Raw genomic sequence first — 14,304 nt, 5'->3', positions numbered from 1 at the left:
CTGAATTATTCGTCTTTCCAGTCCGGCTTGCGCTTGTCCAGAAACGCACAGATACCCTCGTGAGCATCCGCAGCCTGCATGTTCTTTGCCATCACTTCCGACGTGTAGTCATACGCATCGGCCAGTCCCATTTCCAGCTGCTTATAGAAAGCTTCCTTGCCGATTCTCAGGGTGCAGCCTGATTTATCCGCAACAGTGGCCGCAAGGCGATAGACCGTTTCATCCAGCACTTGCTCATCCACCACCTGGTTAATCAGCCCGATCCGCTCCGCTTTGATGGCACCGACCATCTCTCCGGTCAACAGCATCTCCATGGCATGTTTGCGGGAGACGTTGCGGGAGAGCGCCACCATGGGTGTGGAGCAGAACAGGCCAATGTTCACGCCTGGCGTGGCAAAACGTGCGGTATCAGCGGCTACCGCCAGGTCACAACTGGCTACCAGTTGGCAGCCAGCGGCGGTTGCCACCCCTGCCACCCGGGCGATGACCGGCTTGGGCAGATTGACGATTTGCTGCATCACCTTGCTGCACAGGTTAAACAGCTCCAACTGGAATTCGTGGCTATCGAGCTGGCCACGGATCTCCTTCAGATCGTGCCCCGCACAGAACACCTGGCCACTGGCGGCGAGCACAACCACGCGTGTTTCCGTGTCCTCGGCAAGTTCGGTCAGCCGGTCCGAGAGCGCCTGCAACATGGCCATGGACAGGCTGTTGCGATTCTCGGGCTGGTTGAGTGTAAGCGTGGTGATACCGGTATCGGTGGCAACGGTAATCAACTCTTCCGCAGTCATGGTGCCTCACTCCTCGTCTTTTCCCCCAGTATTCCGCAGTGGTAACTGCAAGTCGAGCCGACTTTCGTCGGCATCATCGTTCGGAGGCATCAGGACACAGTTCACAGTTGTGACTACGCCCAACGTCCGCGTGGCCAAGGCTCTCTCCGCTGAAATTATGGTTTTATGCCTACAAATTGAAATAGAACGTTACTAATTAAAACAAAAAGAGGTAAGCATGAAGCTCATCAAACAGTCCCTGCCCTTTGCCGTCGCGTTGGCCCTTACCGGCTGTGGTGGCAGCGAATCGAGCATACAGCGAGCCGATGATAGCGACAGCAAGGCTGGTCCTGAACAGGAAGCAGTCGTTGGCCAGGGCGTTATTCGTGTCCTGTCGAACCGCCCGGATCTGATCAATGGTGGCGATGCGTTAATCGATGTGTCCGTACCCGATGCAAAGAATGCCAGGGTCCACCTGAATGGAAAGGACATCAGCGACACCCTGACCACTATGGAAGATGGCAATCTTCGTGGCCTGATCTCTGGACTGGAGCTTGGCAGGAACGAAGTGGCGGTTTTTACGGACAACGGTGGTGTGGTGCGCAAAACCCTCATCAACCACCCCAAAGGCGGGCCCGTATTCTCTGGCCCCCAGGTCCAACCCTGGAATTGCACGAATACCAATGCCGTGGACGACAAGTGCAACCAAACACCGGAATTCGAACTTAAGTATGTGCCGCAGTCGAAATTCGACCTGTTCGCTGAAAGCTTTGACCCCGAGTCGCCGGGGCTGCCGGGAGCCTTCCTACCCTACGACCCAGAAAACCCGCCGGCTTCGGAGGATATTGCCCAGGTCACGACTGACGAAGGCGTTACCGTACCCTACATCGTGAGAGTGGAGACGGGGGTGATCAACCGTGACCGTTACCAGATCATGTCACTGTTCCAACCGCAGCAGGAATGGACATCACTGTCCCCCCAGGAACAATGGAACGGTAAGGTTCTTATCCACCACGGCGGAAATGTCGGGGTCAGTTACAGCATGGGGCAGCCACCCAATGGTGATATTGCCGGTACTGCTCCTGAAGGCGCAGAAATTTTGCTGGGGGACAGCATCTCGGTTGCTCTCGCCCGCGGTTTTGTCACCCTGTCCACCGCCCAGGCAAACCTTGGCCACAACGTTAATCTGGTGACTGCAGCAGAGTCACTCGTGATGTCAAAGGAGCATGTCATAGAGCAGTATGGCCCGGTTCGGTACACCATCGGCACCGGGTGCTCCGGCGGTGCCATTGCTCAACAGCACATTGCCAACGCCTATCCGGGCATCTATCAGGGCCTGATCGTACAATGTTCCTATCCGGATGTTTGGACCACTGCCACCCAGTTCGCCGATTACAATTTGCTGAACGAATACCTCGGTAATCAGGTTTCCGAAGACCCTGAAGACCTCCTTGCCCTTGTGGAGAGCCTGCTCGCCTCACCTGTTTTCGCAGTCCAGTGGCCGGCCCTTTACGGGCACTTGCCGCTAAACCCGATCGTATCCGACATGGCTTTCTTCCCCTCTGCCGAACCGGACCAGGATAACTGCCCCGGCCTGGCTGGCCAGGCTGAGGTGTATGACCCCCAGAGCCGTCCGGATGGCCTGCGCTGCGGCCTGGTCGACTACATGGCCAGTCAGTTTGGCGAGCGCTTGCCCGAGGTCTGGTCCCCCAATGAGCAACTGCTATCAAGGGGCTTCACCGGCATCACGTTGGACAACACCGGCGTTCAATACGGCCTGAAGGCACTGCAGGATGGCGTTATCACCGGCGACCAGTTTCTGGCAGTGAACCGAGACATTGGTGGTCTCGATATCGACATCGATTTCCAGCCACAACGCACCATTGCAGACCCCGAGGCACTGAAGAATTCCTATCGTACCGGCGCAATCAATACGGCAGAGAATCTCGCCAATGTACCCATCATTGATCTTCGCGGCCCGGACCCCGGCATTGCCCACGATGCCTTCCACTCATGGCAGGTACGGGCAAGGCTGGAAGAGACTCAGGGCCACGCGCGTAATCATGTGATCTGGTACGGGGCCTTCCCGCTGGCTGGCGACACAATCTTCACAACGGAAGCCCTGCTCGTAATGGATCAGTGGCTGGCAGGTATCGAATCCGACCAGGACGAGACTCCGGTACCGCACAAGGTCATTGCCCACAAGCCGGTCACCGCACGGGACCGGTGCCTGTCGCTGTCGGCTCCGTTCTCGGAGGAAGGTCCGAAGGCGCCCTATACTGGCAACCTGTTCTACCCGGAACCGCAGGTGGCGGGGCTGACTTCGGAACAGATTCCCACTCTGCCAGCGGAACTGGGCCAGATACTCGACGTTGCCACAGGGCAGGTCTGTGGCCTGGACCTGGGTGAACTGGGGCTACCGGATATCATAGCCGACCCGCTCCAGCCCATTACCGACGAGGTGGTGGAAGCCCAGAAACTGGTGGTACAGACCCGTTTTGGAACACCACGAACGGTCGCCGGTGAGGAAATCACCACCCTGAACAACAAATGCCAACTGAAGCCCGTGGACCCGGCGGACTATCCTGTGAATATTCTCAACGGCGTTTACACGTCCGAAGGATTCGCCCAAAAAGTCTCGGAAATCTTCCCGGATGGCGTCTGCGATTACACTCAACCGCCTGTTGGCGAAGGGCCAACGTTGACCTGGTTGCAGTATGGAGATGAACAGACAGTCAATACCGGCGGCGAGCCCTTACCCACCAGCAAAGACAAGGTAGCCGGATGGGCATCACCGGCGTTCGGAGTAGACCTGAACCCAAGAGGCGACCTCTAGTCCCGGCCAGTTGCTCTCATGATGTATCCTGTACACCATGAGAGCTGAAAAGAAACAACGCCGCGAACTGGAAAAGCAACTCACTGAAGCCACGTCCTATGAGCAATGGTACGCCATTGCCGAACAGTTGGACGAGCTGGAGGGCTCGTTGGCATGGCGAGAACAAAGTGGTTGCGAACTACTGCATGAAGCACTGATTGGCGAACACATTGATGCCATGGTGCGCTACAGGAGAAAAGGTGACACCCGTGGCCTCACACGCGTGTTGCAGGAAAGCCTTTACCGCCACCTGGGTGAGATCGCCAACCCGGATCTCTACGCTGTCGCCTGGACAGGTACCAAATACCTGGTCACTGAATTTCTGGATGAAGTGGAACGCTCCATGCTCTTCATCTGCGACCACGATATGCCCGGCATTACCGACCAACAGAAACTCCGCCTGTTCAAAGATGCCGAGCGTGTCTACGGGCGCCCTGCCCTTATGCTCAGCGGTGGCGCGGCCTTCGGCATCTACCACATCGGAGTCACCCGTGCGCTCTGGCAGCAGGGCCTGCTGCCAGACGTCATTGCCGGTTCCAGCATGGGCGCCATCGTCGCGGGGGCAATCTGTACCCGGAACAACGACGAGCTCGAACGCTTCTTCAACGAGCCCGGAGAAATTCATCTCGACGCGTTTCGCTGGCTGGAGCCCGCCAGAATCTGGCGCAAGCGCCACGCCATGGACCAGACCCAGCTGCTCCATCACATTCATACCAACATCGGCAGTAGCAGCTTCAGGGAGGCCGCCACGCACAGCGGCCGCACACTGAATATATCAGTCTCGCCCACAAGAACACGCCAGAAACCCAGGTTGCTGAACGATCTGGCCTCACCCGAGGTGCTGGTGGACTCGGCTATTCTGGCCTCCTGCGCAGTACCGGGGATCTACCCGCCGGTAACGCTTCAGGCCCGTGACAGCGATAAGGGAAAGAAGGGCCGTAAGCCCTATATGCCCACAGAACGATGGATTGACGGCAGCGTACACGGAGACCTGCCCCTGATGCGCATGGCCCGGCTTCATAACGTAAACCGCACCATCGTGAGCCAGGCCAACCCGCACGTCCTGCCGTTTATAAGCCATCACCACGAGCGCGGCCCACGCGCATCGGCCAAACAGGCGGCGGCATCACTGATGCACGCCCAGGTGGCCACTACCCTGCAGCTTACGCGTAACAACTGGTCGTCAACGATACTGCGGCCCTTGCTTGAACAGGCCCATGCCATGGCCACGCAAACCTATCTGGGCGATATCAATATCCAGTTCCCCTTCCGGCCGTTGCTGTATCGCAAGGTACTCACCAACCCCAGCCGGGAGGATCTGGAAATGTTTATCCGGCTTGGCGAACAGGCCACCTGGCCACGCATGGCCATGATCCGGGACCAGACCCGCATCAGCCGGACCTTCAGCGACTGCATTGCCCGGCTGGAAAATGCTTGCGCCATCACCGACCAGACCGGGGAGTAGTTGCTTGCAGACCACACGGATGAAAGGCCTGACCATCGCGGCGCTGGGTGTGCTGTTTATTGTTCCGGATGCCCTGCTGGTCAAGATTACCTCGGTAGAACCCGTGGTGTTCCTGTTCTGGCGTGGCCTTCTGCTGGCCATCAGCTTCCTGGTGATCAGCGGGGTGAGATACCGCTCTCGCCTGACCACAGAAATCAGGCGCTGCGGTTGGAAGGGTTGGTTCTGTGCCGGCGCGTTCGCGATAAGCACGCTCGGATTCGTAGTGGGCATGAAAAATACCGCCGCGGGCAACGTACTGGTCATTCTCAACACCGCCCCGGTAATCGCAGCGCTGATTGCCTGGATGGTCTGGAAGGAAATCCTGCCGTGGAGAACCTGGATTGTCATTCTGGTATGCGTTACCGGCGCCACGTTCATGGCCATTGGCGAATGGGGCAAGGGCGATCCCCTGGGGCTGATGATGGCCGGCATTGCCGCGACCGCCCTGGCCTCCAACCTCAATGTGGCCCGCTCCCGCCCGGACTGTGATATGAGCGTGATGCTGATGTTTGGCGCACTGGCGTTGGCCATCGTAGCGGCCCTCATGGGCGGCGCACAGTCCCTCTCGCCAAGGGACGGATTCTTCATTGCCCTGCTCTGCCTGGTGTTCCTGCCAGCGGCCTGCATTCTTATCCAGATTGGCCCACGATACATTCCCGCCGCGGAAGTCAGCCTGATGCTGTTGCTGGAAACCGTGCTGGGGTCGTTTCTTGTGTGGCTGTTTCTGGATGAAGTACCGCCAAACCTCAGTTTGATTGGTGGGGTGATCGTGTTTTCAGCACTGGCAACCCATGGCTGGGTAGAGGTAAAGCGCTATCGGAAGGCGCGGGCGGCCGTTGCGCAGGTTTAGGAAGAATTTTGTGAGAATTATGGTGCTCCGGGCCGGAATCGAACCGGCACGACCGTGAGGTCGAGAGATTTTAAGTTATTAGAGCCTCTCTTTGAAAAAATTGGATGAAGTTTTAATAAGCCCTATAAAACAGTTCGTTATAGGGCTTTATTCGAAAACGCTGTTTGCGGTTGTTTGAAGAAATCCGCTAGAATTTGACCGGTTTTGTCTACATAGTGTCTACATGAAGACACAAGGGACTTTCTGACGAATTCGAGTGGAGCCCCCACCTGTGCGAATCACCAAGAGCTTTGTTGATAAAGTGCCCCTCCCTGATATCGGCCAGGACGGCAAATCCACCCAGGCCTTTTATCGCGATTCGGTCATTGCCGGATTCGGTCTGCGAGTAACGAGCGGCGGCGCCAAATCGTTCATAGTTGAAAAGCGGGTCGATGGCCGAGTGAAGCGGAAGACCTTGGGCCGGTATGGCAATCTGACCGTCGAGCAGGCCCGGAAGGAAGCCCAAAAATTCCTGGGCCAGGTCGCCTCAGGCATCGATCCCATCCGTGAGGTCAAGGAGCGACGGGCCAAACGCATTACCCTGGGTGACGCCTTTCAGGATTACCTGGCTACCCGCAAAAACCTGAAACCGAACACCCTGAACGACTACAACCGCTCGCTGAGCGAAATGTTCAAGGACTGGCAGACCAAAGCACTCAGCGACATCTCCCGCGACATGGTTATAAGCCGTCATGCCGAATACGGCGCCCGCAGCCCTGCCCGCGCCGATAACGGGATGCGAATCCTCCGGGCGATCTTTAATCACGCTCTACAACGCTATCAGGACGCTTCCGGCAAGCCCTTCCTCGTGGCGAACCCGGTTGACGTACTCAGCCACCAACGGGCTTGGTACAAGGTGGAGCGACGGCAAACACTGATCAAGGATCACCAGTTAAAGCCCTGGTACGAGGCCACTATGCAGCTCAACAATCAGACCACGCGGGATTACCTGCACTTGGTTCTGCTGACCGGCCTGCGCCGCACCGAAGCGGCCACCCTCACCTGGGATCAGATCGACTTCAAAGAGAAAACGCTGACCATCACCGCCACCAAGAACAACCGGATTCATCGATTGCCGTTCACCGATGCTATAGAGGAACTTCTGACTCGACGGCATGAGGAGCAATCAAGTCCGTTCGTCTTCCCCAGCGATGCAGAACGCGGCCACCTTTCCGAACCTCGAACAGCTATAAAACGGGTCACCAAATTGTCCGGGGTGTCTTTCACTCTGCATGACCTACGGCGAACCTTTATAACCGCTGCTGAGCGGTTGGAAATTCCCGCTTACGCACTCAAACGTCTGATCAATCACAAAGATCCGAATGACGTGACCGAAGGCTACATCATCTTTGACGTGGAGCGGTTGCGGTTACCCATGCAGAAGATTACCGATTTTTTCATCACGAATTTTGAGAACACACAATGATTGACGAGGAACTGGTCAAGAACGTTGACTTGTTAGCTAAGCCCAGCGACATCATCGCGTCCATTAATCCGGAGATGCTGCATAGCCTGGATCATGAATACGTTATTCGCCAAGCTCAGGAGCGGCTTAAAGGCCGCTCCAAATCGGAGCTTGAAGCAGGCGTTCGTTATGCTGGTCAACTGGTCGAGTCCGCGGAGGGAATGGCTCAGTGGGTCGGACAAACCAAAATGCGCCAAGGGGCGGAGCAAGTGTTCATGAACGACCCCATCTCATTCATTGAACTTTTCGAGCACTTCGATGTTCACGAACAAGACGATTTCCCAAACGCCACCCCTATTACCTACTTTGCGCTGATTGCGTTTCTCTATGCGCTTGAGTCCTTAAAGGCCTATTCCGCGCCCTCCGTTCAGTCAGGTGCGAACGCTGACAACAGTTACGATCACATCTTGCAGGAACATTCAGAACGTTTCGCTGGCGAGCGACTCACAGAAGCACGAGAAATGATTGCCTTCATTCTTGGCATGGAGTTCGAGGCGGTGTTTCGTCGAAAAAGGGCCAAGAGGGCTAACAAGGCAAAAAACCAGGACTACAGTGAACTCAAGAAACGAATTTTTGAATTTGTCGATACGGAGTGTGACGGTCTCTCAAACCGAAAAGCGGCAATTGCAGCGGCCAGTCGATTTGAAACTGAAATTTCTGGCGTCTCACGCTCCGATGATCCCGAGCACCAAATAGCCAAATGGATCGGAGAACACCGGAAAGGAAACCGATAGGAAAAATGAGCGAAATCGACGACGGACAACTAATAGAGCTTCGACGCAACATTGTCGCGTTGGTGGGTAAATGCATTCTTAAACTTCAGAACTATGAGCTGGGGCTCAAGCGCTTTTTGGCTACGTCGGAATTCAGCGTAACGGCGGGCGAGCCTTCAACGAACCTGCATCAACGCAGACAGCGATACTCAGGCATGACCCTGGGGCAGCTGATCAAAGAATTTACTGGCAGCTATATCTCACTCGAAAGCCCGGAAGGCTCTGACGAAGAGACCGAAGCCAACGGAAAAGAAGCTCATTATTCGCCCGAGTTCCAACTCCAGTTCTCCATTAAGCTAAACGAAGACGAATACATCACCTTCTGCGAGAGTCTTAGCACCTTGGTCACGCTGCGCAACGAAATCGTTCACCAGTTCCTGTCCAAGCACGCACTTCAGAATCAATCAGGATGTCTCGATGCAGAGAAATACCTGACCGAGGCTCTGGATCTGATTGATCATCACGTGGGGAAACTGAACGAATTTTTTGAGTTCCGGGCCACTGCTGGGCGATACCTGATTCAATCAATGGAATCGGGCGATCTTTACCACTATATGACTTTCGGGTTTATTCCAGGTCAGCCCATTGATTGGACTCAGACACGTGCGGTTGAACTGCTCAAGTCAGCTGAAGCTCAATTTCAAATCGATGGCTGGACCGGACTCCTGCCAGCCGTCGAGTGGATCAGGTCTGAAGCGCCTAAGGTATCCCCGAAAGCCTACGATTGCTCGTCATGGAGAGAGATACTCCATACATCCTCTCTATTCGAGATTCGCAAACAACGCCAAGCAAATTTACCTACCAAAACGCTCTATCGCAGCCGTTAAAAATACCGCTACTGAGCACAGGTATCCCTCTGCTCAGTAACGGTATACCTGGGCGTAGCGGGAGCATTCTCCTTCCCTCACTGCCCCAGTAAAACTAGAGCCATATCAACAGGAGCAAAGATATGGCTATCAACGACAAACTACTAACCACAAAAGAAGCCGCCGAGTACCTTGGCGTAAGCAAAGCCTTCCTTGAGCGCGACCGCTGGGCCGGCGCCCGTATCCCCTTCATCAAAGTCGGCAGTCGCACCGTTCGGTATCGTCTGAGCGATCTTGAAGAATACATCAAAAAGCAGGTTCGCCTCTCAACGTCCCAGGTTGCGTGATGAAGCCATCATGTCAGCCCTCGTGCCGGAATACTGAACCTGCACCTAATAGGTGTAGGTCCCCCCAACCCTATGGGCTCCCCCCAGCCGTACCAAGGGGTTTCGGTCAGGTACATAATCTAGGGGCTGCACCTTTAGGTACAGGTACGGTCCCCAGTCGGTCACAACCGTTCGGTCTAACTCTCACACCTGACAGTCAACGAACCAATAGTTGTTCGGCCTCAGACTGTCACCGGAGGGTTTGATGACACCCTCAGACCCAAAGCAGTTCCGGTTCTACCGCACCAAAGGCCGGCTTTACACTATTGGAACCCGCCAAACCCGAGTAGCGGTAACCCGATTTCGTAAACGTTTCCACCAAGTCTTTCCCAAACTTGAACCCCACCTGTACCTAATAGGTCAGGATAAGGGCTGCATTGCCTTGGAAATTGCCCTAGAAGACTTGGAATCTAAACTTCAGCGCCGCGATCTGAAGTTCACGATAGACGATGCCCAGGTAATAGACTTCGCACGATCCAGAGCGAAAGTGTGTTACGAAACGAGCGCTCGTATCACAAACACAGCCCACGCACTGAAAGCAATCGGCCAACTTTTGGCGCGGTATTCATTCGATCTACCCAAAAGCCAAACCGACAAAGGCTGCATTGAGCGAACTAAGGACGAAATCTGGTGGCGGCGACTGATCAGGAAAGAACAAAAACGGGTGCTGGATAACGTGGCTCGCGAGTATGGTCTCGTGTCCAAGAAAAAAGGCGTTTATGTGTCCGACTGGGGGTTAAGACTCCACCAGGAACAACTCACTCGTAATCGCTCCCTGCTTGAGGAAATGATCGCGGTTAACGATCAGTGCCAGGAATATACCCTCGCAGAACTCTCTGCCCTCTCAGTCAGCAATCCCTACGTTCGACGATCAGAGTTAATAGTTCGCGCTTCCGGGTTCGAAAAAATTGCTCAGGACCTAGGGCACGCGGGAATATTCCTCACTCTCACCACGCCTAGCAAATACCACCCGGTCAAAGTGAGCGGCCAGCCGAACCCCAAATACAATGGCTCAACACCCGGCGATGCCCAAGCCTACCTGAATTCAGTTTGGTCTCGGATTCGGGCACAGCTAGACCGGGAAGAAATCCGAACGTATGGCCTGCGGATCGTCGAACCCCATCACGACGGAACCCCCCACTGGCACCTTATGCTGTTTGTTGAGCCCGCCCACAAAGCACGACTCGTCGAAATCATGCGTACCTACGCCCTGTTGGAAGACGGAGATGAAAAAGGAGCGAAAGAAGCAAGGTTTGACGCGGTCGATATCGATTACGACCGTGGTTCAGCAACTGGCTACATCGTTAAATACATCTGCAAGAACATCGACGGTGAGTTTCAGGAAAACGGCGAGGATGCCGAGGACTGGTACGGAAATTTAACCAAAGATGTTGCCGCCCGCGTTCGCGCCTGGGCAAGCATTCACGGTATTCGCCAGTTCCAACAGATTGGCGGGCCACCCGTGACCGTCTGGCGCGAATTAAGACGCCTGGATCACGCTGATGACGAAATAGTAGAGAAAGCCCGGCAAGCGGCTGATAAAAGCGATTGGGCAGGCTTTATCGAGGCAATGAATGGCCCGAGCGCGAAGCGCGCCGATCAACCTATCAAAACAGCCAAATGGTTGGAGTTCGATCAGGAAACCGGAGAGTGCCTGGATAGCCCGGTTAACCAATACGGTGAACCCGCCAAAGGCAAGCTCTTTGGCATCTATGCTCAAGGCCAGTACTGGATAACGCGGGCGCTACGTTGGGAAATCAAGCGCCCTAAGAAGGCTGAACCCAAGGTTAGTTCTGATCGCTCATGGCTTGAACGCCTCAAGCAACTGACTCAATTTCGCGAAGCAACAGAAGCGGAAATCGCCGCATTGCCTGACGACACCGCTTATACCTGGGAGAAGCTGAGTGCTGAGGTTCACCCGCCACCTTGGAGTTCTGTCAATAACTGTACTTGGGCTACAGGTGAACTTTAGCCCTCTTCGAACTCCACCGAGACCCTAGAAACTAAACAAGTCTCTACTGAGTGGCACGAGAAGGCTCCGGCACGAAAAACCGCCACATTAAACCCGGTACCAACCGAGCTCCCGTAAAGAACCCCATCAAACCCATTGCGCTTGATCAATTCACACAGAAACTGGCTGGGAATGTAATCAATTGCCGCTGATTTGGGGAGCACCGGCCTAGAAAGTTCATTGCCCAGCCTTTCGAGGAACTGGATATCTCCTCTCAGCGTCGCCACCTCGGCCTCGTCTTCCAAAATAAAGGGCGATACGGTCTTTTTGGGATGACGTAAGTCAACATACTTGAGGTATTGAGGCAAAGGAAACTCTCCCAAACTTACCCGCTCCCCCGTGTGGGGCCTAATCTCAGAGAGTGCGGTATCTTTGCTCGACGCCAAATACAGATAAGGTATTCCAACTGGGTTGGCTCGGCCATGAGAGGCCAGGTTCGCAGGAGGAGCCCCCATTTGGTCCGCTTGAAAAGATCGAAGTCCTTCTTGAATCCGGGCTCGATACCAAACCTCGGGTAATTCATCACCGACAGTAATAAGGTGTGGAAACAATGACGAGAGCCGGTCTAAATCGATCGTCGTTTCTGGAAAGAAGCGGTTTTTGTGCTTTAGTTCTTCCCTTAATTGTCTCCACTCTTTCAGGCTATTAGAAAAACATTTCGCGGATGGCTTAAATTTTTGCCGTACAATTTCCCCGTCATCAAGAATCTCCGAGAGCAAATCTTTGGCATGAGCGGTATCCATGTGCTCATTATCAAAAATGGCCCAATCTTCTCTGAGCAGCTCGACTAGAGGCTTACCTGTGGGATCTTGGATATAAATCCCCAAGAGTGCTTCAAAGTACTCACGCAATTCGATTGGCTCTACAACGTCGCGGTTGTCATTCCCGCAATAAGAGCAGCGCCCCTTAGCTCTAGACAGAGACGGAATTATTTCTCTCGAAATATTCCTATCGCCAATACATTCACCACAACACTTCATAAAGCATCCGAAGCAAGGAAATCAGCCAATGTTTCTAAGTGATGAATCATTGACAGCTTTTTCACATACCCGAGCCCTGGAAAATGTTGGTTTTCATATAACTTCAAAAATTCCTCAATTGCAGACGTCCTCAGGATCTGACTATCTGGCGAATTGACCTCGGCAACAAGCTTTTCTAACGCTTCTAAGAACTTTCCGGCAGGGTCTTGAGGCGTATCTTGTCGAATAGACTTAAAATGATGAATGAACATAATGTCATCATTTTCTGTATCAATAAAAGTTATGTGGATCGCTACTGCGTAAGCGGGGCCGCCAGACTCGGAATAATCATCTCCAACCGTAAGAAAATCTCCAAATCCCTCCATTCCTTCGTCCTGAAAGGTCAGATGCAGATCAGAAAACATCTCCAGCTCTGGGTGTTTAGAGTTTGTTCTTTTTTCAAAACCATCTCTAACCAGCACCCTTGGGAAATCTTTAAAGTATCGCCGGTAGGTTTTTACACTGAAGTCTTCAACGAATATATGGGTTGCTTCAATATCGCTTTCCGCGAGCCACTCAGTGAGGGCCTTAGCTTTAGAAAAACCACTATGAACAAAAAATAGGTTCTCTTTACCATAGTGGTCTATTAGATCAGAAACTTCAGCTAACGAGCTGTCTTCAAGTAACAGTATGCCCGGAAAAGTATAGCCAAACTCTGCGAGTTCCGTAGCAAAATAATCTGCCAGCTGCTGCCAATTTCCCTTATGATCCCCATATCTCGGGTTAACGATAAGTATCGCCTCAGCACCTTCGGAATCGAGCGACTGAAGACAGCGAGTCAAGCTGCTGAATGATTCCTTGACTGGTTCAATAATCGGTCTAAAGCTAGCGGTTTTTATGACAGAAGCACTTTCTTTTATCGCCAACAGATCGTACTGCTTTCCTCTAAAAAAGGGGTAATACATATTGTTAAGTCCATTTCAGAAGGTTTTTGGCAGGCTGGTTGATGACTTCTAAAAGCCTACTTTGATCCTTTTTTCTTATCCGGGTTGAGATCCCTAAAGGTTGCAAAGACAGAGGAAGCTGAAGAATGAATTCCGAAAGATGCAAAGCGCTTCTCGAATTACGCAATGTCTTAACTACCTCGTGCCTCAAAAGCTCACTGGGTAATTCACAAAAAATCTCCTTGAGCACTTGGTATTTCACGGTATTTGGCACATCCGGAACGGTCCGTCCCAAGCTCTTAATTATTAGCTCTGACTCCGACAGGGATAGGGAATCAAAAACTACCGCTTGATCAACCTTTGAATTGGAATCCGTGGCCTCTCGCACTGTAGAAATCTGAAAACGCCGATTTAACGTTAATATCCCGACACATCCCGGAGCAGTGTTTAGTATTTTCCTAACGTGTTTTTCTGCACAGATTACATTCACGCGTGAAAAAACCTTGAAGTAGTCGGCAATCTGACTTTCAAGGCGTTCTAAGCTATCTCTCTCAGACTTTATCTCGTAAACAGTGGAGGTGCCATTTACTACAACGACGTCCGCTTTGGAATTTGCCACCCTAAACTCGGTGAACAGCGACGCCGTCTTCAAGCTGTGCGTGCCTAAAAGAATTTTATGCGTTATCGCTGCCTTGTACGTATGCTCAGTCCGCAACTCGACTGCTTTGCTTAGCTGGAAGGCTCGATCAAGAACTTGACCAATAGTTTTCGTGTTGAGGTCTTCTAGCAATTCGGCTTCATTAAGAATGCGAACTAATAGATCCGACCTCCCATCTCGGGCGAGTTGGCGAAACACCCCGGGAGAAAAAAGGCGAGAGAGCGCAGCACTCTTATTTTCGTTTTGTAAGCTCTTGCTCGTCAT

At 53.3% G+C, this 14,304-nt stretch carries 12 protein-coding genes; 8 read left to right on the top strand and 4 right to left on the bottom strand.

Annotated elements, in window-relative coordinates:
- Positions 1-5: 5 nt before the first annotated feature.
- Positions 6-791, bottom strand: coding sequence for an enoyl-CoA hydratase (locus FO268_RS10790; RefSeq protein ID WP_150992785.1), 786 nt, complete (start codon positions 789-791; stop codon positions 6-8).
- Positions 792-1,008: 217 nt separating this feature from the next.
- Here FO268_RS10790 and FO268_RS10785 point away from each other — a divergent pair, with 217 nt between their 5' ends.
- The 8 genes from FO268_RS10785 (at position 1,009) to FO268_RS10750 (ending at position 11,440) form a co-directional block, all read left to right on the top strand.
- Positions 1,009-3,606 (top strand): DUF6351 family protein, encoded by a 2,598-nt coding sequence (locus FO268_RS10785; RefSeq protein ID WP_150992783.1) that lies wholly within the window; start codon positions 1,009-1,011, stop codon positions 3,604-3,606.
- Between the two features lie 37 nt (positions 3,607-3,643).
- Positions 3,644-5,110 carry a patatin-like phospholipase family protein gene (locus tag FO268_RS10780; protein WP_150992781.1) on the top strand — a complete coding sequence of 489 codons (1,467 nt, stop codon included), beginning with the start codon at positions 3,644-3,646 and terminating at the stop codon, positions 5,108-5,110.
- Between the two features lie 4 nt (positions 5,111-5,114).
- The gene (locus FO268_RS10775; protein WP_150992779.1) at positions 5,115-5,999 is read left to right on the top strand and encodes a DMT family transporter; all 885 of its coding nucleotides are present in this window, start codon (positions 5,115-5,117) and stop codon (positions 5,997-5,999) included.
- A gap of 271 nt (positions 6,000-6,270) precedes the next feature.
- Positions 6,271-7,464: a tyrosine-type recombinase/integrase gene (locus FO268_RS10770; RefSeq protein WP_150992777.1), complete on the top strand. Its 1,194-nt coding sequence runs from the start codon at positions 6,271-6,273 to the stop codon at positions 7,462-7,464.
- Complete coding sequence (locus FO268_RS10765) at positions 7,461-8,237, top strand: hypothetical protein (RefSeq protein WP_150992775.1); 777 nt, start codon at positions 7,461-7,463, stop codon at positions 8,235-8,237. The genes FO268_RS10770 and FO268_RS10765 overlap by 4 nt, the downstream gene beginning before the upstream one ends.
- A gap of 5 nt (positions 8,238-8,242) precedes the next feature.
- Positions 8,243-9,103, top strand: coding sequence for an OST-HTH/LOTUS domain-containing protein (locus FO268_RS10760; RefSeq protein WP_150992773.1), 861 nt, complete (start codon positions 8,243-8,245; stop codon positions 9,101-9,103).
- Positions 9,104-9,225: 122 nt separating this feature from the next.
- The gene (locus FO268_RS10755) at positions 9,226-9,429 is read left to right on the top strand and encodes a helix-turn-helix transcriptional regulator (protein WP_225316607.1); all 204 of its coding nucleotides are present in this window, start codon (positions 9,226-9,228) and stop codon (positions 9,427-9,429) included.
- Positions 9,430-9,673: 244 nt separating this feature from the next.
- Positions 9,674-11,440, top strand: a complete 1,767-nt coding sequence (locus FO268_RS10750; protein WP_150992771.1) for a replication endonuclease — start codon at positions 9,674-9,676, stop codon at positions 11,438-11,440.
- Here the strand turns inward: FO268_RS10750 and FO268_RS10745 are convergent.
- The 3 genes from FO268_RS10745 to FO268_RS10735 all read right to left on the bottom strand — a co-directional run bounded on the left by FO268_RS10745 (position 11,437) and on the right by FO268_RS10735 (position 14,304).
- Positions 11,437-12,330 (bottom strand): RES family NAD+ phosphorylase, encoded by an 894-nt coding sequence (locus FO268_RS10745; protein WP_191966943.1) that lies wholly within the window; start codon positions 12,328-12,330, stop codon positions 11,437-11,439. The genes FO268_RS10750 and FO268_RS10745 overlap by 4 nt on opposite strands.
- 125 nt (positions 12,331-12,455) lie before the next feature.
- Positions 12,456-13,403: a sce7725 family protein gene (locus FO268_RS10740; protein WP_150992767.1), complete on the bottom strand. Its 948-nt coding sequence runs from the start codon at positions 13,401-13,403 to the stop codon at positions 12,456-12,458.
- Between the two features lie 4 nt (positions 13,404-13,407).
- On the bottom strand, positions 13,408-14,304 hold the full coding sequence (locus tag FO268_RS10735; RefSeq protein ID WP_150992765.1) for a sce7726 family protein: 897 nt from the start codon (positions 14,302-14,304) through the stop codon (positions 13,408-13,410).

Origin of the sequence: Marinobacter denitrificans, assembly GCF_008795955.1 — a bacterium.
Classification (GTDB): Bacteria; Pseudomonadota; Gammaproteobacteria; order Pseudomonadales; family Oleiphilaceae; genus Marinobacter; species Marinobacter denitrificans.
The sequence above is the reverse complement of the archived record's forward strand: the minus strand, read 5'-3'. Positions and strand labels throughout refer to the sequence as shown.

What these genes read in the sequence shown, in the direction of transcription:
- FO268_RS10760 (WP_150992773.1), top strand. Translation starts at nt 8,243, where the DNA reads ATGAGCGAAATCGACGACGGACAACTAATAGAGCTTCGACGCAACATT.
- FO268_RS10740 (WP_150992767.1), bottom strand. Translation starts at nt 13,403, where the DNA reads ATGTATTACCCCTTTTTTAGAGGAAAGCAGTACGATCTGTTGGCGATA.
- FO268_RS10790 (WP_150992785.1), bottom strand. Translation starts at nt 791, where the DNA reads ATGACTGCGGAAGAGTTGATTACCGTTGCCACCGATACCGGTATCACC.
- FO268_RS10735 (WP_150992765.1), bottom strand. Translation starts at nt 14,304, where the DNA reads ATGACGAGCAAGAGCTTACAAAACGAAAATAAGAGTGCTGCGCTCTCT.
- FO268_RS10765 (WP_150992775.1), top strand. Translation starts at nt 7,461, where the DNA reads ATGATTGACGAGGAACTGGTCAAGAACGTTGACTTGTTAGCTAAGCCC.
- FO268_RS10780 (WP_150992781.1), top strand. Translation starts at nt 3,644, where the DNA reads ATGAGAGCTGAAAAGAAACAACGCCGCGAACTGGAAAAGCAACTCACT.
- FO268_RS10785 (WP_150992783.1), top strand. Translation starts at nt 1,009, where the DNA reads ATGAAGCTCATCAAACAGTCCCTGCCCTTTGCCGTCGCGTTGGCCCTT.
- FO268_RS10750 (WP_150992771.1), top strand. Translation starts at nt 9,674, where the DNA reads ATGACACCCTCAGACCCAAAGCAGTTCCGGTTCTACCGCACCAAAGGC.
- FO268_RS10755 (WP_225316607.1), top strand. Translation starts at nt 9,226, where the DNA reads ATGGCTATCAACGACAAACTACTAACCACAAAAGAAGCCGCCGAGTAC.